The 17,556-nt window shown below is 40.0% G+C and carries 13 protein-coding genes and 2 pseudogenes; 11 read left to right on the top strand and 4 right to left on the bottom strand.

Translation table 11 applies throughout. The features are described 5' to 3' along the window. Positions 1-483: 483 nt before the first annotated feature. On the top strand, positions 484-1,380 hold the full coding sequence (locus Q0785_RS06930) for an acyl-ACP desaturase (RefSeq protein ID WP_223643525.1): 897 nt from the start codon (positions 484-486) through the stop codon (positions 1,378-1,380). Between the two features lie 23 nt (positions 1,381-1,403). Then, on the top strand, positions 1,404-1,658 hold the full coding sequence (locus Q0785_RS06925) for a hypothetical protein (RefSeq protein WP_223643523.1): 255 nt from the start codon (positions 1,404-1,406) through the stop codon (positions 1,656-1,658). Between the two features lie 343 nt (positions 1,659-2,001). Here Q0785_RS06925 and Q0785_RS06920 read toward each other — a convergent pair whose 3' ends face one another. Then, positions 2,002-2,256, bottom strand: a complete 255-nt coding sequence (locus tag Q0785_RS06920) for a hypothetical protein (RefSeq protein ID WP_298827541.1) — start codon at positions 2,254-2,256, stop codon at positions 2,002-2,004. A gap of 59 nt (positions 2,257-2,315) precedes the next feature. Here Q0785_RS06920 and Q0785_RS20365 point away from each other — a divergent pair. The 5 genes and pseudogenes from Q0785_RS20365 to mcrC all read left to right on the top strand — a co-directional run bounded on the left by Q0785_RS20365 (position 2,316) and on the right by mcrC (position 8,588). Next, positions 2,316-2,842, top strand: a pseudogene (locus tag Q0785_RS20365) (DUF559 domain-containing protein). A 297-nt stretch (positions 2,843-3,139) separates the two neighbouring features. Then, on the top strand, positions 3,140-3,469 hold the full coding sequence (locus Q0785_RS06910; protein ID WP_366522829.1) for a hypothetical protein: 330 nt from the start codon (positions 3,140-3,142) through the stop codon (positions 3,467-3,469). A gap of 551 nt (positions 3,470-4,020) precedes the next feature. After that, positions 4,021-4,929, top strand: coding sequence for a restriction endonuclease (locus Q0785_RS06905; protein WP_298827538.1), 909 nt, complete (start codon positions 4,021-4,023; stop codon positions 4,927-4,929). Between the two features lie 498 nt (positions 4,930-5,427). Next, the gene (locus tag Q0785_RS06900; RefSeq protein WP_298827535.1) at positions 5,428-7,560 is read left to right on the top strand and encodes an AAA family ATPase; all 2,133 of its coding nucleotides are present in this window, start codon (positions 5,428-5,430) and stop codon (positions 7,558-7,560) included. Next, a complete protein-coding gene (gene mcrC / locus Q0785_RS06895; RefSeq protein WP_298827532.1) occupies positions 7,557-8,588 on the top strand; it encodes a 5-methylcytosine-specific restriction endonuclease system specificity protein McrC in 1,032 nt (343 codons plus the stop codon). Before Q0785_RS06900 ends, mcrC begins: the two co-directional genes overlap by 4 nt. A gap of 307 nt (positions 8,589-8,895) precedes the next feature. On the opposite strand, the gene Q0785_RS06890 is transcribed toward mcrC, so the two are convergent. After that, entirely contained in the window at positions 8,896-9,006 is a 111-nt protein-coding gene (locus Q0785_RS06890; protein WP_298827530.1) for a putative holin-like toxin, read from the bottom strand. Positions 9,007-9,693: 687 nt separating this feature from the next. Between Q0785_RS06890 and Q0785_RS06885 the strand changes: the two genes are divergently transcribed. Then, positions 9,694-10,746, top strand: coding sequence for an endonuclease NucS domain-containing protein (locus tag Q0785_RS06885; RefSeq protein ID WP_298827527.1), 1,053 nt, complete (start codon positions 9,694-9,696; stop codon positions 10,744-10,746). A 290-nt stretch (positions 10,747-11,036) separates the two neighbouring features. On the opposite strand, the pseudogene Q0785_RS06880 reads toward Q0785_RS06885, so the two are convergent. Beyond that, a pseudogene (locus tag Q0785_RS06880) lies at positions 11,037-12,265 on the bottom strand (IS3 family transposase). A gap of 384 nt (positions 12,266-12,649) precedes the next feature. Between Q0785_RS06880 and Q0785_RS06875 the strand changes: the two are divergent. Beyond that, complete coding sequence (locus tag Q0785_RS06875; RefSeq protein ID WP_298827524.1) at positions 12,650-13,408, top strand: ABC transporter ATP-binding protein; 759 nt, start codon at positions 12,650-12,652, stop codon at positions 13,406-13,408. Then, positions 13,405-15,891, top strand: a complete 2,487-nt coding sequence (locus Q0785_RS06870) for an FtsX-like permease family protein (RefSeq protein ID WP_298827521.1) — start codon at positions 13,405-13,407, stop codon at positions 15,889-15,891. The genes Q0785_RS06875 and Q0785_RS06870 overlap by 4 nt, the downstream gene beginning before the upstream one ends. A gap of 222 nt (positions 15,892-16,113) precedes the next feature. Here Q0785_RS06870 and Q0785_RS06865 read toward each other — a convergent pair whose 3' ends face one another. Next, positions 16,114-16,473 (bottom strand): hypothetical protein, encoded by a 360-nt coding sequence (locus tag Q0785_RS06865; protein WP_298827518.1) that lies wholly within the window; start codon positions 16,471-16,473, stop codon positions 16,114-16,116. Positions 16,474-16,730: 257 nt separating this feature from the next. Between Q0785_RS06865 and Q0785_RS06860 the strand changes: the two genes are divergently transcribed. Beyond that, on the top strand, positions 16,731-17,411 hold the full coding sequence (locus tag Q0785_RS06860; protein WP_298827515.1) for a hypothetical protein: 681 nt from the start codon (positions 16,731-16,733) through the stop codon (positions 17,409-17,411). Positions 17,412-17,556 lie beyond the last annotated feature (145 nt).

The raw sequence follows: 17,556 nt of genomic DNA, 5'->3' as shown, positions 1-17,556 counted from the left end.
CATTCACCGCTTCGGTCGCCTAGCCCGTGGACGCGCCGGCGCTGAGGTGTTTCCTTTACTTGATTGGTAACGAAAGATCATCAGTTCAATTTATGTGAAAGCATTAGCCGTCCATATAATGGGCGGCTTTTCTTACGAAAGGATTCCCACTGTGTTATTATATTGTTTAGTAATTATTTATATAATGAATAGGGACTGGATTATGCGAATAATATGAAAGATATTTATTCGAACATAATTGCTCTATTGTCGAATCTGTTAAAGTCAGAAGACATTAGGAGCTAAGCCAGCGTCTATAAAAAAATTACTATAGGGATTTAGTTAAACAATAGACGAATGTCTATATTTAATAAAAGTTAAAAAACCGAATTTGTGAAAAATTGATCTATCCTACTTGAAGGTTACACCAATGTTCTAAAATTATAATTTGTTAAAAAATTCAAAGGGTTTAAAGTTAGAAAAACACCTAAAGGAGAAAAGATAATGTTAAATTCAGATTTGGATATACGCTTAGAACCGCGCATTAAAGAATTATATCAATTACATAAGGAACGTTCTGCAAATATTGACTGGAGCTACCACGAATTTATTCCATGGGACAAGGCCATGTCCTTTAAACGAGTTCCTTGGGATGAGAGTCAAGTAACTCTTCCAGAAGGTGTAATTATCGCGGTAGAAACAGCATTACTTACAGAAGTAAATTTACCTTGGTATACTTCGCATTTGGATTATACATTTAAAAATTCAATGGAAGTAATAAATGATTTCGTACGCACTTGGACGGCTGAAGAAGACCAGCACTCTAACTTACTTGAAACGTATTTATTGGTGACCCGAAACGTAGATCCCGTAAGATTGCATCAATTAAGAAAACGAGTAGTTGAAAGTGGTTGGTTTCCCGATTTCACTAATCCTCTAGCAACAATGGCTTATACTACTTTGCAAGAGTTAGCTACACTAGTCTTTTATAATAATGTAGCTAAGGTAGCGGGTGATTACGACAAAGATTTAGCAACATTACTTCGACGTGTAGCGAAAGACGAAGCACTTCATTATGCATTCTATCGCGACACAGTGAAAGCACATCTTGAACTTGATCCGAATTTCATTGTTTATTTTGAGAAGGTAATTATTAATTTCTCTATGCCAGGTGCCGTCATGCCAGACTTTAACGAGAGAATGAAAACCATTGCAATAGATACGAATTATGGACCCCTACAATACTTTGACCAAGTATTGGATGTCGTTATTAAATACTGGGATATTGCCAACTTGCAGCCTACTAGCGAAGAGGCCAAACAATCACAAGCGAATATATTGAAATATCATGGGCGCTTAAAAAGAATTAAAGATCGCCAACTAGAAAAAAATAAAAGGTAGATGTATGAAAGGGTTTTTTTATAATGAAAACAACTTGCGAATTATGTGGAAAAGAAACGAAAGATAAAGTAAGTTATTTGGAACTTGAAACGTGGGAATTTAATTTTTTAAAGAAAGAGAAAAAAGACTTTTACTCTATTTGTTTTAATTGTTTTGACAAACATACGAATAATTTCATTGACCAAGAAATGGATCTTGAGTTGAGAAAAAAACGTTCACTTTTGGTGAATAGAGAGATTCAAGAAGAAATCGAGGCTATTCTTGAAATCGAAAATTAATTACTCAACTATAGTTATTGAGCCTAAGTTGAAAGCATATGAGCAATAAATTGAATCTTTTAAAACAGAATTACAAGTACGTAATGTATTAAAGATGCATCACTTTAGTGAAATAGATGAAATTTGGATTGGTGAAAAGAAAATCTAACTAGGTTCCAATGATATTAACACGGCAAGAATAAATAATTGTCTCATTATATATGAGGAACCAAGGATACAGGAATCGGAAAAAGGAAAGCCATCTTCTTTGAACTGCACCTCCATTGTTAGACTAAAGTACAAAAAGTAAGGCACTCTACGCAGTATTCCGTAGAGTGCCCTTTTGTGCTTTCAGTGCTATGTTTTATAGCAGAATCTCCACATATTTTCGAATCGGGGTAGATACCCGCAACTGTTCAGCGTAGCGCAACAGCTGGGGGACATTCTTTTCTTTCCGTGCTAAATAGCGCTTCATGCTGTCGTTCAGTAAATCTGCATCCACCTTGCTTCGCTGCCTGAATATGTCACACAACGTGCGTTCTGCGTTATAGAGACGAATCGGCCGGCCGTATACTGTAGAGATTTCAGTTAGGCCAAGCTCATGCCATTCTTTTTTCACCGAATAAACCTGCAAACCGCCATCTATTGGACGCTTACACTGTCCCGAACCGCAGAGTTATGCCTTTGACGAAAACCTCGGACAAGCAAAGGTTTAACGTAGCTGCCAGCCGGACGAAAAACCAAATGAGGTTATACCACTCAGTGGATTTGGAAGAACTGAATTCTATGAATTTGCGCTATAGTCTATTAAGCTATTGCCAAAATCCAACTCGTGTAAATATGGAAGTGCAAAACCTGGAAGAATTATGCGACTCACCGTTTGAAGTTGATGTTCTACGCATGATTTTGGCAAAAGGTTATAAAGTCACACCACAGGTCAAAGTTGGCCAATACCGAATCAATCTGGTCATTGAAGGTCTCCGTGACCGTCTAGCCGTCGAGTGCGACGGAGAAAAATGGCACAGCCCTGAAAATTCGAAGAAGACATGAAACGCCAGGAATCCTTGGAACGTACAGGATGGAAATTCTGGAGAGTCCGGGGTAGAGAGTTTTACTTTGATAAGCCGAAAGCATTGGAGAGTCTTTGGGTGCAGCTGGAAGGGCTTGGGATTGAGCCGGTTAGGGATGATCGGCTGATGGAATAGGAGAAAAAGTAGGTTAAAGAGAAGGTAAGAGAATATTGAAAATCTAATTTTTTCTCCCAGTATTTTTGCTTTGATAAGACCTTATTGTAATGAATCTATCTACAAAACTAAACGGGGTGTAAAATTGGTGTCTATAAACTCGAAAATGAAGTGGTGAGCGGAACAGGAAAGTTTGATAAATCCGGTGTAAGTTCTTCACGAGAGACGAGAGAAAGCTTAGATACTGCATTCCGTTTCTTTACAGCAAACAGCAAAAGCATCAGTCATACCATCGCTATCAAAACGAAGGATTATCTGATGCCTATCAGTGATCTTCAAGGAATTGGCCTTACCGATGAACTGGCAATCGCCGAATTGATCGGCCTTTGTTCCGGGGCACTCGATAAACCTGTCCAGGAAAGCACCATCGTCATTGGAAATATGACCGTTGGCGGAACGATTGCGAAAGTAGAAGAGTTCGCCAATGTATTGCAGGTGTGTGTGGATGCAGGAGTCAAGAAAGTCTTGATTCCAGCTGCATCGGTCATGGTTTTGCAGACGGTACCACCTGACTTGTTGGTGAAAGTGCAGCCTGTGTTTTATTCGGATCATGTGGATGCGGTTTATAAGGCTTTGGGGGTTAACTAGATTAATCTGTGGGATGTTTTGGAACTAGTTAGGAAAAGAATTGCTTTAATGTTAAAATAAAAGAATAGAAAATATGAAAGCCATTATCGGTAAGTCCATGACTTAATCGATAATGGCTTTTAATAATTTTGAAAGCTGCTTTTTAATGACATCATAAAAAAAGACTTATACACTTAGGTCAGGGCATAACCTGCTAAGTACCCAACAGTTATCGCCCAGATGGTCTCAATCATAGATGCTAGTAGTACTATAGATTCCTTAAAGAACCTTGACTTCATAGGCATTCCCTCCTTTTTTGACACTTCAGCTTTAGCTAGTAAACTATAGCTTAGATATCTCATTAGTGTTAAGAAGGCGATTAAAACCAAAGTTGGTATGACTATAGTCGGAATCGAACCGACCACTGACCCTAACCTAAATGTATAATAGTATATACAATAATATCATATTCAATAACGATTTACATATCACTAAATCTCTCAGAATGTAATTTCTGCTAAGCATTTCACACGTGCGCTAGATATATTAATAAAGAGAAGAGAGGTATTAGCATGGCCATTCCAGGCTACCAAGAATTCATGTATCCATTCTTAAATATGCTTGAAGACGGACAAGAGCACTCACTACGAGAATCATACATTCGCCTTGCTGATGAATTTAATCTTACTGAACAAGAGCGAGAAGAAATGTTGCCAAGCGGCAAGCAGCGCATTTTACATAATCGAGTAGGATGGACAAGAACCTACCTAAAAAAGGCTGGGTTATTGAATACCATTCGTCCAGGTGTCTTTGTAATAACTGAACTAGGGAAAGAATTGCTTGCAGATCCTAGCATTACAGAAATTGACAATGCATTTCTCATGCAATTTTCGGAGTTTCGTCAGTTTAAAAACAAAGGGAACGGTCAGAAAGAACTCGTCATTTCTCCTATTGCTATCGAGCGTACACCTTTAGAAGAAATTGAGAGCAATTACAAGGTTTTAAAAGAAGAAGCTAAAGGAGATTTGCTGGATAAAGTGAAAAGCGGTACGCCATTATTCTTTGAAAAACTTGTTGTAGATCTTCTTGTAGCAATGGGCTATGGCGGTTCGATGAAAGATGCCGGCCAGGCAATCGGACGTTCTGGTGATGAAGGAATCGATGGAATTATAAAAGAGGATGTCCTCGGACTCGATATGATTTACCTGCAGGCCAAGCGTTGGGAAAATACGGTGACACGACCGGAAATTCAAAAGTTTGCTGGTAGCCTTGATGGCCAGCGTGCTCGAAAAGGTGTATTTATCACAACTTCATCTTTTTCAGATGGTGCAAAAGATTTCGTGCGAATGATTGATAAGAAAATTATCTTGATCGATGGGGATACACTGACGGAGTATATGTTTACTTATAATATCGGCGTTAGTCATGAAGAGACTTTTGTCATTAAGAAAGTGGACGAGGATTATTTTGGGGAAGAATAAAAAACAAAACAACCACAACAAACACTCAATTAAAACCTTGGGTATGTGTGGTTGTTTTTTATGAAGAAGTTGTTGTGATCAATATCTGAATCAACTAGTAACTAATTCTTTAATCTAAGACTTTCACTGCATTTAAAATTTCTTTAGGTATTGACTCTAAACTAAAAGTCCTCCATAGTATTCTGAAATTCTTCTGTGACTATTTTGTTTTTAAGAATATAAGTAAGTACAGCAATTGTTAACGTTGACCGAATTGGAATTATTCTAATTTGAATACTTGCTCTAAAGATGATTGACCGGTTCACGATTTTTAGAACTGTATCACTGAAGAAATCGATAGTGTGTTTTATTACCTAATTTAATTACTTAATACTGATAACTTCCTTTCAGAATAGATAAGGGACGTTATTAAAACTTATAGTAATTGAAAAATTCTGTTAAAATTGCTGTGATAGCTAGATTTTATTGTTAGTGAAATTGAAGAGGAGCTGTTCTACAATGAGCAATGTCAATGTAAGGGTCCAATTCCAAAAATGGATGAGCCATCAAAAAAAATCAAACGGTGAGCCTTATAAAAAAAATACAGTTACTGCATATGTTAATGCCTTAAAAAATAGCAGCGCCAAACTAAATCTTCCCAACATACCTACCACAGATTTGTTTGAAATTACTTCTTTAGAAGAATTCACTAAGATACATAACCACATCATGGCCGCACCTAATTTCCGAGAAGTGGATTTAAGCGCTGGTAATAAAGCATATTCCAATGGAATGATTTTGTATGCAAGGTTTTTAAAGGAACGCGAAGAACCGTCTATCTGGATTTTTCAAGGCAATCCTAAATATTACGATGTTGTCGGAGCAGTCGATGATCTTGACCAAGTTACATGGGCAGTAAATCAATACACGAAACAGATAAAAGAAGGCGATGAGGCTTATATATGGTTATCCGGGACCGGAGGTGGAATTATTGCTGCAGGGAGAGTTCTTAACAATCCAGAAACAAGAGAGGCGCTCGATGATCCTTACAGACGCAGCAATCAATTGAACAACGAGCCATATTTAGCGGTGGATATTAAGATTGAAAAAAAGCTATCAGAAGATGTTGTTGAAAGAACTTTATTGCTCGAGGATGAACGTACGAAGAATCTGGAAATCTTAACTTATCCAGGAGCAACCAATTTCAAAGTGAAAAAAGAAGAAAATAAGGTCATTAAGGAAATTATTAATGGCACTTATGAAAATATCCCAGTAGCTGTTCTATCAGGAGATGAGAAAAAGGAAGAGAAGCGTTTTTGGATTTATGCACCAGGTTTAGATTCTGAGCACTGGGAGGAATTTTACAAAAATGGCATTATGGGCACTAGGCGAGAAGAAATCGGTGATTTGAAGTTGTATACCACGAAGAGTGCAATAAAAGATAAGATGAAAGAAATATATGGTGAAGAGTTCACCTATAGAAATGCGGGGCATGCAGCATGGCAATTTGCAAATGAGATGAAAGTTGGCGATGTGATATTTGTTAAGAAGGGGCTATCTAAAATCATTGGGCGCGGCATCGTGAGTTCTGATTACTTTTATGATGTCTCCCGCAAAGAATACAATCATGTTCGTAAAGTCAACTGGACTCACAAGGGTGAATGGGAGCATGAAGGGCAGGCTGTTGCGAAGATGCTGACAGATATTACGCCCTATACCGAATACTACAAAAAACTTGAGAGAAATTTTTATGACGTGCTTAATGACAGCGATCCATCCTTTGAGGAAGAAGAAATTAGATACAGTGACTATACTGAGACGGATTTTCTATCTGAAGTGTATATCAATAAAGAGAAATACCACACATTGAAAAACCTTTTGATGAGAAAGAAGAACTTAATATTGCTTGGGGCACCAGGAGTAGGGAAGACGTATGCAGCGGAACGTCTGGCGTATTCGATGATGAGCAAGAAAGACAAAAGCCGTTTACAAGTCGTTCAGTTCCACCAAAGTTATAGCTATGAAGATTTCATTATGGGCTATCGTCCGAGTGAAAACGGCTTTTCTATCGTGAAGGGTCCGTTTTATGAATTCTGTAAAAAAGCGGAACCGGATGATCGGCCGTACTTCTTCATCATTGATGAGATCAACAGGGGCAATTTAAGTAAGATTTTCGGAGAGCTATTGATGTTGATTGAAAATGATAAGCGGGGCAAAGAATTGCGTTTATTGTATGAGGATGAGCAGTTTTCAGTGCCCGAAAACGTCTTTATTATCGGCATGATGAATACGGCAGATCGAAGCCTAGCGATGATTGATTACGCGCTGCGCCGACGATTTGCGTTTTTTGAATTCGAACCAGCATTTGAAAGTTTAGGTTTTAAAGAGTATCAAAATGAAGTTGGAAATAAGAAATTTGACAGCTTGATACAAACCGTGATTGCCATGAACATTGAAATTGCAGATGATACTGCTCTTGGTTCTGGCTTCCGGATCGGACATAGTTATTTCTCATCTCTTACTGAAATCGATGAACATTGGCTGAAGGAAGTCGTGGAATATGAATTGATTCCCTTAATTACAGAATACTGGTTTGATGAGCCTTCCCAAATTTCGCTATGGAGCGGGAAGCTGCGAGGCGCTATCCAGTGATTCAAATTAAAAATGTCTACTATATGCTTTCGTATGCTTACCGGATTTTACGAGAAGAAGGCTATAAAAGTGTGGAGGGCGAAGAGTTCTGTAATATTCACGATTTATTTGCCGCTATTCTAGTACAAGGTGTGGCAAACCAGTGCAAGCGCGGACTTCATAAAGACTATGTCAGTCAAACCGAAACGCTGAAGACCCTGCGTGGCAAGATTGATTTGACTACTTCACTGAAAGAGAGCACGTTGGTGAAGAAAAGCATGGTCTGCCATTATGACGAATTCTCCGAGAATATATTGCACAATCAAATCATCAAAACGACGATGAGCTTGCTGGTGCGTAATAAAAGAGTCAAAGCAGAGCACCGAAAAGAACTTCAGAAGTTGCTTCTTTATTTCCAAAACGTAGATATGATTGAGCCAAATTCAATTGAATGGAAGACCGTCTCTTATTATCGAAACAACGCGACCTACAGGATGCTGATTAACATTTGCCAGCTGGTAATTAATGGCCTGCTGATGAATCCTGAAAATGGCGATTACAAAATGAAGGAGTTTCTTGACGACCAGCAGATACATCAGCTATACGAAAAGTTCTTGCTAAATTATTTCAAGAAAGAATTTCCCGAGTACTCGGCGAGTGCTTCCTATATTGACTGGAACATCGATGATGGGGTGAAAGAGTTTCTTCCGGCGATGAAGACGGACATCACTTTATCGAAGGGTGGAAAAACTTTAATCATCGATGCCAAGTATTACGGCAGCTCTATGCAGCTCAACTCGCTATACAATAGCCGAACGTTGATCTCCGCGAATCTGTATCAAATGTTTGCTTATGTGAAGAACAGGGATCGGTCAGGAAGTGGCGATGTTTCTGGACTAATTCTTTATGCTAAGACTGATGAAGAGATTACACCTGACCAGGATTATCAGATGAGCGGCAATCGGATGGTTGTAAGGACTCTGGATTTGGGTGCGGAGTGGGCGGAGATAGAAGCAGAATTGAAAAGGATTCTGTCGCTTATGGAGTGAGAACTAGTTGATTAATCACCAAAGGAATCTTAAGACATATTTTAACGATTTTAATAAGGACTAAACTTCTTAAAGACACTGAGCGAGAAACTGGATTCCCACTACTTAATTAGTAATCGTAAAACAAGAAACTGCCCCGCATTCTGCTTTCTCCCCCAAAAATAGTATGCTATACTATGGATATAAAAAGACCGAGTGCTGTTACACTCGGTCAATGCAGTACATGCCGCAAAAGAGCGGCCGGCCAAATTATGAGAATGTTTACCTTAAAGAGTAATCGCCCACAATCCTGCCAGGGAGAGAGCGGTTACTTTTTTCTGTTGATGGTAATTGCGATGATTGCCACTACCGCTGTTAAGGCTGCAGTGAGGAATATACCAAATTGAAATAGCATATTCATAGCATCGTAAGTCACCATATCTAAACACCCCCTTTCTCAAGGGAGTGCCAACCGCTCATCCACTTTATGTAACTGCATTCTTAGTTTACCATTTGATAATAAGAATCACTATATAACTCATGACCTATGGAAGAAGGTATCGGTCCTCAATAATGCTACATGACTGAAGCTTTATCGCCTCAGCCGTATTTTCAAGTTATTTGTGACCTGTGGGAACCACGCTATTTAATAAATTTGATTGTTCAAGGATAACTAAAAGTTATGTAAATAGTAACGAACTAAACAAAAGGGGTGTTTTTATGAAACCAGTAAATTCAAACCTGTGTGAAGAGCGCAAAAAAGAGTGGGATTTGCTTTGCTGTTGGCTTGGCAGCTATTGATGGCGGAAAGCCAACTGTGTACACGCAGAATTTGCTGGAGCAGTATGAAAATGGTGAGATAACTGCCAGCCAAGTAAAGCAAGCAAGCAATCATTGAAAAATATACAAAGTGAAAAACAGCTAAATATATATCTATGGACAGCCACATTTGAAATCATTTGATTTCAATTGTGGCTGTTTTCTTTTATCTTAAAAAGCGTTGAAAGAAAAGAAGAGGTATATATTCACTGGATAGTAGGTATAATAGATTAGTGAGCATTTACAATATTCTACTATTATAGATCAGAAAACCAAAAATCATCAAATTGAGAGGCGAGTTTACTTAATGACGATAAACATGAACTTGTGGAAAGTGGAAGCAAACGGCTTGAAAGAAGTATCCAGATCAAAGCTCGACAAGGAAGATCGGTTAGAAAAATGGATTGAGCAAGATATCAGTATCCTTGACTTGGATTTATTGCTTATCGGCCGGCAAGTGGCTACTCCTTATGGCGGCAGAATTGATCTCTTGGCAATGGACTCAGATGGCAACCTGGTGATTTTGGAGCTGAAAAAAGACAAAACGCCGAGGGATGTCGTGGCGCAGGCATTGGATTATGCGTCGTGGGTGAAAGACCTTAACTACAAAGAAATCGAGTCGATTGTTTTAAACTATTTGGACAAGAGCCTGGCAGATGTATTTGCTGAACGGTTTTTATCGGCCTTGCCAGAAGAGCTCAATAAAGAGCACAGTATTGTCATCGTGGCATCTGAGCTGGATTCATCTTCAGAGAGGATTGTCCGCTATTTGTCTTCCGAACACAACTTGAACATCAACTGCATCTTCTTTAAGTTCTTTAAAGAAGGCGAACAGGAATTTCTTGGCCGTACCTGGTTGATGGATCCCCAGGAAGTTGCTGTCAGAACCCAATCGGAAAAAGGGGTTCCATGGTCTGGCTTGTACTTTGTCAATGTAGGTGATGGAGAACATCGAAGCTGGGAAGACTGCAGAAAATACAGCTTTATGAGTGCCGGACAGGGGAAAAGATACAGCAGTTCCATGAAGAAGTTGAAGCCTGGAGACCGCATCCTTGCATACTTAAAAGGCCACGGCTACGTCGGTTTCGGGGAAGTGACGTCAAGTGCAGTGATGGTAAAGGATTTTGAATGGGATGGCGAAGGTTCGTTGCTACTGGACCAGCCATTAAAGCAGCCGAATATCGAGCGAAACAAAGAAGATGTCGAGCTGGCAGACTGGACAGTCGGCATCAAGTGGCTGAAAGCTGTTCCAAAAGAAGCTGCGGTAACAATGCCCGGGATATTCGCAAACCAGAATGTCGTCTGTAAACTGAACCATCAGCCGACCATCGATTTCCTGGCTCCCCATTATTCTTTATAGAGCAGGGATTGGGTAATAGAAAAAATCAAAGAAGGAGTCTATGAAATGCTCTCGTTTTTCAACAAGAAATGTGCCCTATGCAAAAAGAAAGCGGTCGAACCGCGAAAATATTTTGATGATCAAAACAAGTCGATCCTTGTCTGCGTGAAATGTGTACTATATGCAGAAAGAAGAGCTTTCCGGAAACGGAGTGCTTGAATAGCAAAAAAACCCCTGACTGGAGAAATCATTAATTTTCTCTGAACTGAGCCCCATTTAGTGGACAGTTTATAAAAAAAGGTACCCTGCAGCTAGGCTGCGATCAGATGACTTCGGTATTGTGCCGGAGTCATCTTTTTTAGATTCCATTGCTTGTGCGTTCCGTTGTAATACGCCATGTACTCATCCACCAATCCTTTCAATTCCTCCAGGCTGGTTGCTTGTTTAAACTCGACATCATCTTTAAAGTGACCCAAAAACGATTTGATGGGGGCGTTGTCGAGGCAATTGCCCCGGCGGGACATTGCCATCTAACGCTTCCTTCAGCTGCTGTAACGTGCGGTTCACAATTTCTATCGTGAGCGTCGTCGTGACTTCATAGGCGACGATTTCCCGGGAGGCGACATCTTTCACGGCAATAGATACGCCATTTGCCCCGAACGGTTTGGCAGGTACGTGATATCGGTCACGAAGACCTTACCGGGTTCATCTTGTTTAAACTCGCGGTTTAAGAGATTCGGACAGACGGTGTGTTCCTGTGTAGCTTTAGCGATTTGTTTATAGGGATTCGCTCGCCGGATTTTGGCGAAGAGATTGAATTTACGCATGAGACGAAGAACCTTCTTGTGATTCATCGGCGTTTCGAGCAGTTCAGCGAGCGCCATATAAAAAGTGCGATACCCGATTTTCCCACGATGCGCATCGTAGATGCTTTTGAGCAACAGGTAATCTTCGTAGTCCTGTTCTTCGCGAATGGCGTGCTGTTCCACGTTCTCCAACCAAGCATAGTAGCCACTTCGACTGACCCCCGCTGTCTGGCACAAGGCTTCCATCAAATTCTTCAGTTGGAATTTCCGGACCACCGCATTGATCGCTTTGAATTTTTCCGATGGGGTCAGCTGCGTCTCTTCGCCTGCCTTTCGAGTGCCTCGAGCTTTTTTAGCAACTCGTTTTCGGCTTCCAGGTATTTGATGCGCGCTTCCGCCTTCTCCAGCTTTTTCTCGGCAGAGAGCTCTTTAGTAGAAGGGCGGCCGGTACTACCTTTTCCACGGCGTTCTTCAAAAAATCCTTCTTCGCCATAAAGCCGGAACGTTTTCCGCCAACGTTTCAATGTCTCTTTGGGTTTGTCCGCCCCAATTACTGTCAGGTCGAATCCGTTTTCTGTAAAGATCTGCGACGGTGCTTTGCCTTGCAAGTTTTCGTTGACGGCTTTCACCTTAAATTCAGGTGTGTATTGAATCGTTCGCTCCGAGACCGTTTTGACATTCGGATTCGCTTCCAATGTTCGCCGTTGATTTTCGTTAAAAATGATTTTACTCATAACAACCTCTCCCGTTCCAGTAGATATGTTCAGTATACCGGGGTCTGAAAACAGAAAAAACCCCAAATGGGTCACTTTTTTAAAGTGTCTACCATTTGGGGTGCGGTTCAAATATAAAGTTCCTTTCTTTTTTGTTTTCATGTTCTGTCTTAGTAAAGATTTAAATAAGTAACAAATTGAAGGCCATAATAACCTCTAATTAAAAAATCAGGATAAAAACAGAAATTTTATTCGATTGTGTTATTGTATTTATATGGAACTTGTTCTAAATATAGTAACAGTCTTACCTTTAACAACTGAACTAATTTCGTGTTTGATTTATACATCCCTAAAGTCGAGAAGAATGAAAAAAATTACCTATAGCAAGTGAGGCTACTGACATTAATGAGAGAAGTAACTTTGGAAGTTAATAATTTAGCAAAGAAATACACAGGTAAAGGGTTCGAAGTTGAGGCATTAAAAGGTATATCGTTCAATTTATATGCAGGGGAATTTGTCGCAATTATGGGGACGAGTGGCTCCGGAAAAAGCACGTTGCTCAATGTAATCGGCGCATTAGATGAACCGACCAGCGGCACAATACGATTGAATGGAGTAGATTCGGAAGGATTCTTTACAGAACCGAAAGCGACGGATTATCGCCGTGAGAACATTGGATTTATCTTCCAAGCCTATAACTTGCTGAAAGACTTAACGGTGGAAGAAAATATTTCACTGCCGTTGCTCTTGAAAGACGAATCAAAAGAAACCATTGATAGAAAAACAACTCGTATGATTGAACGGATGGGGTTAACTCAGTGGAAAGCACATCGTCCGGTCCAATTATCGGGTGGGCAGCAACAACGAATCGCCATTGGTCGGGCACTCATTGGTGAACCACCGATATTGTTGGCAGACGAATTGACAGGGAATTTAGATGCCAATACATCTGAAGAAATTTTAGAGGTATTGACTTCTATGAAGGAAGAACTGAACCAAGCCATACTTGTGGTGACGCATGACCCGAAAGTCGCAACCTATGCAGATCGGGTCCTATTTTTCCATGACGGTGCCATCATCAACGAATACAAATGTTCCGGCAAACAGGATCTTGAACACATTATGAAAATCTCTCAGGATATTTTAAAAGGTTCTGCCGTATGAAGTCACTCAATCAGTTAGCATTCCGTTTATTTAGAGAAAACAAATTTTTGATTTTTACCTCGGTTATGAGTATTGCCATCGCTGTTTCTCTTGTAATAACGATGACTCTATTTGTCGTCAATGCCAAACAAACGCTTCAAGAGGATCTGCGAAAGATGTATGGCGATATGGACCTAGCTCTTGTCTATAGCGATGACAGTCCGGTGGAAGATGAACAGAAGTTATTGGAATTGATATCGGACCATCCTTCGACAATTGATGTGTCGCAAGCACTGGTTACCCAAACATATGTAGAGACGCTAGGTGGAGAAGTTTACACACTGGGAATAGAAAACGATCCTATTGCAAAAAGTAGGTATAAAACAAGTGTAGATTTAACGGAAGACACAGTCATCATTACAGAAAATTTAGCTGCGTCGCTCAAGCTTTCAATCGGCGAACAAATCGAAATTGAAGACGATTCATTTGAAATTGCTGAAATTTTAAAGAACGCTCAAGGAACAGGAATTGCTCCTGACATGGTAATTTTCGCATTAGAGAGAGCGAAGTTTTTTCACAATAAGGAACTGTCATATCTAAACAATGAAACAACTGCTTTAATGGTGAAAACTGCAGAAGAAACCGACTTGATCGCCATGGCGAATGAATTCAAAAAGATTCAGCCGGATTTGCGAGTGGATATTATTGAAGAGGATCAAGCAGCAAAAAATAACGTGAACTCCCTGACGTTATTTACTGTTATTCTTTCGTTCCTTATTTTGATTGTCACGGCCATCATGGTCATTTCCAATTTCGACTTATTCATCTATAAGAATAAAAATCAGTTTGCAATTATGCGGGCACTTGGAGCGAAAACTGCGCAACTAGCTAAGATCACCCGAATCCAAAGCACGATGATTACCATTGCAGGCGCTTTGCTCGGGTTGGCGATTGCTTATGCAGTGGACCAATTCCTGCAGCCAAGTTTTGGGCAATGGTTTTCCGTTTCCCTAACCCAAATGTCATTTGCATGGGAAATAGCGATTCCCGTACTCGTTGTAGCGAGTCTGGTGATTCAATTGTTTCTCTATATCCCAGTGCTCAAATCATCAAAAATCTTGCCTTTAACGATTCTGCAGGAAAATGAAGAACTGGATTTTAAAAACAGCAGAATGCGCAAGATGGCAATCAAAATTCTAGGGATTTCATCTCTTGTATCGCTGCTGTTTGGCGTTATTCTCGCCGTGGATGAAAGCGCGAGCGCGATGCTGATTATATTGAGTGGTTGTTTGCTATTAGCCGGTCTTTTCTTAGCATTACCAATATGGCTTACGAGTCTATTAACTGTACTAATACCAGCGTCTCGGAAATTCTTCTCTCGCAATGTGTTAATTGCGCTTCAGAATTTAAAGCCGCAAGTCAAAAAGAATAGCTTCGTAATCCTCTCGATTAGCGTTATCATGATTATCGCTGTTTTTGGTTCAGTTATGCTGAGTACGATTAAGCAGAATAATACAAACTATATCAGTGAACAGTTTCCTACTCCTATGGTCATTACAAGTCGAATTCAACAATCTGAAATCGATCCCATACACTTGAGCGAAGAAGTACGTAACCAAGTTCAAGGCGCGCAAGTCGCTTCTGTCAGCACTTTTGGTGGGGGAGAGTTGTTTGTTGAAGCTGGGACGAGGTCTTTCGACTATACGCTGGGAGACTTAAAAGCGCTTGAGAGTATGAAAGTCATATCGGAAGTCGGAAAAGAGGATTTAGCAACCGCAGCGATTGTATCTCCTGTCTTTGCTAAACAACATGATGTAAAAGTCGGTGATTCCTTAGAAATTGGAATCTACTCAGATGAAAAGCAACGTGCAGAATATGTGACGACAATGGTTGTAAGTGCAGTTTCTGACGCAGTTGGCAATGGAGAAGTTCTTTTTGATTGGCAGGCGAAGGCGTTAAATACTTCTTCTACTAACTTTAATAAAGCATATGTAAATGCAGTTGATGAATCCCTGGCGATGAGTTCTCTTGAAACCCTAACCAGTATGTATCCAGAACTCATAGTCAATACGTATGCTGTTGCACTGAAAGAAGCTTCAGACATGTTCTTGCAGCGATGGGCCATCTTCATTTTGGTTCTAATTATACTGGTTGTTTCCGTCATGGCGGGTGTCCTGAATACCCTTCTGAACAACATACTGGCTAAACGAAAAGAGTTTGCAGTACTCCGGACAATCGGAGTCAGGCCAATGGGAATTGTGAAAATTATTGTCACACAGATTTCTTTTTATCTTTTGATTGGCCTTTTTTTCGGAGCGTTATGCGGATTGGTGTTTTCTCTTATCGTTTCACTGATTGATTCGGGTAGAGTCGCTTTCGACTTTCCATTGATGTTAACAGTAGCAGTGAGTATGTGGGTTATTAGCTTGCTTGTCTTTATACCCGTAGGATGGGTTATGGGAAATAAAAAAATAAGTATGGAAATCCTAAGTGACAATAAGTAAAGGGAATTCAAGTGCTGATAAATAGGTTTACATATGAGGGATTACAGGAAGGAAAAAAGCGAGAAGAGGGCTTTTCTCTTTCTTTTCATCTGGAAAAGTATACTTCGACAAGCACTTTTAAAACGTTGAATTAAGCGCGTTCTTAAGTTTCAAATGGAATACTTATTTCTTAAGGCCAAGTGCTTCTTGAGCGAGTGTCTTTATCTTCGTTAAGCCATTGTCCTAAATTGTCCGACGGCCTAATTCTTTCTGAATCATCTCAAGCTTGGCGGATCGAAGCTTGCGCTCGTATGGGTCCGTTTCGGATTCTGGCTTGGCGAGGTAGTCCTCGTTATACTTGATTTCTAGGTAGAGGATGTCAGTAGTCTCCCTAACGGCATGTCGATGGGACTTTTCCACTTCTGCTTCGATTTTCCCCACTTCATACTCTGCTGGATCTCGCTGAGCAATTTCGGTTTGAATCAGCGTTAGTGCTTTCAAATCCGGACTCTTTTCATTATTTAATCGTGCCAGTCGCTCATATAACTTCTTATTCGTCATTTTTTTAACGTTCGCTTCATTGAATTTCGAAAATAAGTTCATCATGATCCTCCTTTAAAGCTCTGTTGGTGCATTTACTTATGCATTTCGTTCACTTAAGACGAAATTGGTTGTTCAAAATAGGAATATTCAATAAGTACACAGTACCATAACGGGATTAACTCCTATAAACTTAATGAGACTCACAAGGTTCAAGTCACGCATGTTAATTGCCCCAGTCTCCTATGTAATTGTTTGTACTTGGACATTCTCCTTCGTAATTCATACAAAAGCACAAAAATGAAATGAGGGCTTTTAGAATGATAGGAAAAATTTTTAAGAAATTATTTTCTAGAGATTACGGGCTGCCATCCACAGATTTCGCCTCATTGTTAGGTTATAAAACATGGAAGGAAGCTCAAGGAAATACAACTGCCATTTTCTTTACGCAAGCGGATGACTGTTGGTTTACGACAGAGCTTCCTGACGGTCAATGGGCGGTGTGGAAAGAAGAAGGAGAAATGCCCTATCCATTTACGTTGTTTGCTGCTCGGAATGAAGCGATTGAACATCTCCGAGTCTTGTTCATGAAAAGTGCCTTACCTGAACGCAATTGGATCGAGGAAGTGCCAACAAAGAAAGGCAAAGCTTTAGTTGATAAAGAAACTCAAATGCAAATTTTGCTTTTGGGTAACGCATTACAATTTTCTTGTGAAACATTGGGTGTGAAAGATATGAGAATTCGTGAATACTCGGAAGTATTTACAGTAAGCATGGAGGAAATATATGACTATGCTTTGAATAATGGTCTTCCGCAAAGTGACTCGATGAGGGATCCGCTGATTGAAGGCTTCCATTATTACAAGAAAGACGGCAAATGGCACACTTTTTTCAGGGAGAGAGGCCAGACATTCGACGGAAAGAATTTTGATGATGAGGAGCTTGGGAAAAGGTACATCATTAAAACCCTGGTGCAGTTAAGTGGAACGGGACTTTACTGACACTTATAAGTCAAATGGTCATTAGGCGTTAATTTCTGAAGCGTTTAGTCAAGGTTTTTATGAGTTTGCATATGAGGGATTATCAGAAGCAACATGAATAAAATGGGAGAGACGTGACTAATTTGACACGTCCTCTCTTTTTTGT

Source organism: uncultured Planococcus sp. (genome assembly GCF_947501725.1).
GTDB lineage: Bacteria > Bacillota > Bacilli > Bacillales_A > Planococcaceae > Planococcus > Planococcus donghaensis_C.
This window is presented reverse-complemented; position numbering and strand designations above follow the sequence as displayed.

Excerpts from the sequence above, each read along its gene's own strand:
- Q0785_RS06905 (WP_298827538.1), top strand. The coding sequence starts at position 4,021 with ATGGCCATTCCAGGCTACCAAGAATTCATGTATCCATTCTTAAATATG.
- Q0785_RS06860 (WP_298827515.1), top strand. The coding sequence starts at position 16,731 with ATGATAGGAAAAATTTTTAAGAAATTATTTTCTAGAGATTACGGGCTG.
- Q0785_RS06870 (WP_298827521.1), top strand. The coding sequence starts at position 13,405 with ATGAAGTCACTCAATCAGTTAGCATTCCGTTTATTTAGAGAAAACAAA.
- Q0785_RS06890 (WP_298827530.1), bottom strand. The coding sequence starts at position 9,006 with ATGGTGACTTACGATGCTATGAATATGCTATTTCAATTTGGTATATTC.
- Q0785_RS06910 (WP_366522829.1), top strand. The coding sequence starts at position 3,140 with ATGCCTATCAGTGATCTTCAAGGAATTGGCCTTACCGATGAACTGGCA.
- Q0785_RS06875 (WP_298827524.1), top strand. The coding sequence starts at position 12,650 with ATGAGAGAAGTAACTTTGGAAGTTAATAATTTAGCAAAGAAATACACA.
- Q0785_RS06865 (WP_298827518.1), bottom strand. The coding sequence starts at position 16,473 with ATGAACTTATTTTCGAAATTCAATGAAGCGAACGTTAAAAAAATGACG.
- Q0785_RS06925 (WP_223643523.1), top strand. The coding sequence starts at position 1,404 with ATGAAAACAACTTGCGAATTATGTGGAAAAGAAACGAAAGATAAAGTA.
- Q0785_RS06930 (WP_223643525.1), top strand. The coding sequence starts at position 484 with ATGTTAAATTCAGATTTGGATATACGCTTAGAACCGCGCATTAAAGAA.
- Q0785_RS06885 (WP_298827527.1), top strand. The coding sequence starts at position 9,694 with ATGACGATAAACATGAACTTGTGGAAAGTGGAAGCAAACGGCTTGAAA.
- Q0785_RS06900 (WP_298827535.1), top strand. The coding sequence starts at position 5,428 with ATGAGCAATGTCAATGTAAGGGTCCAATTCCAAAAATGGATGAGCCAT.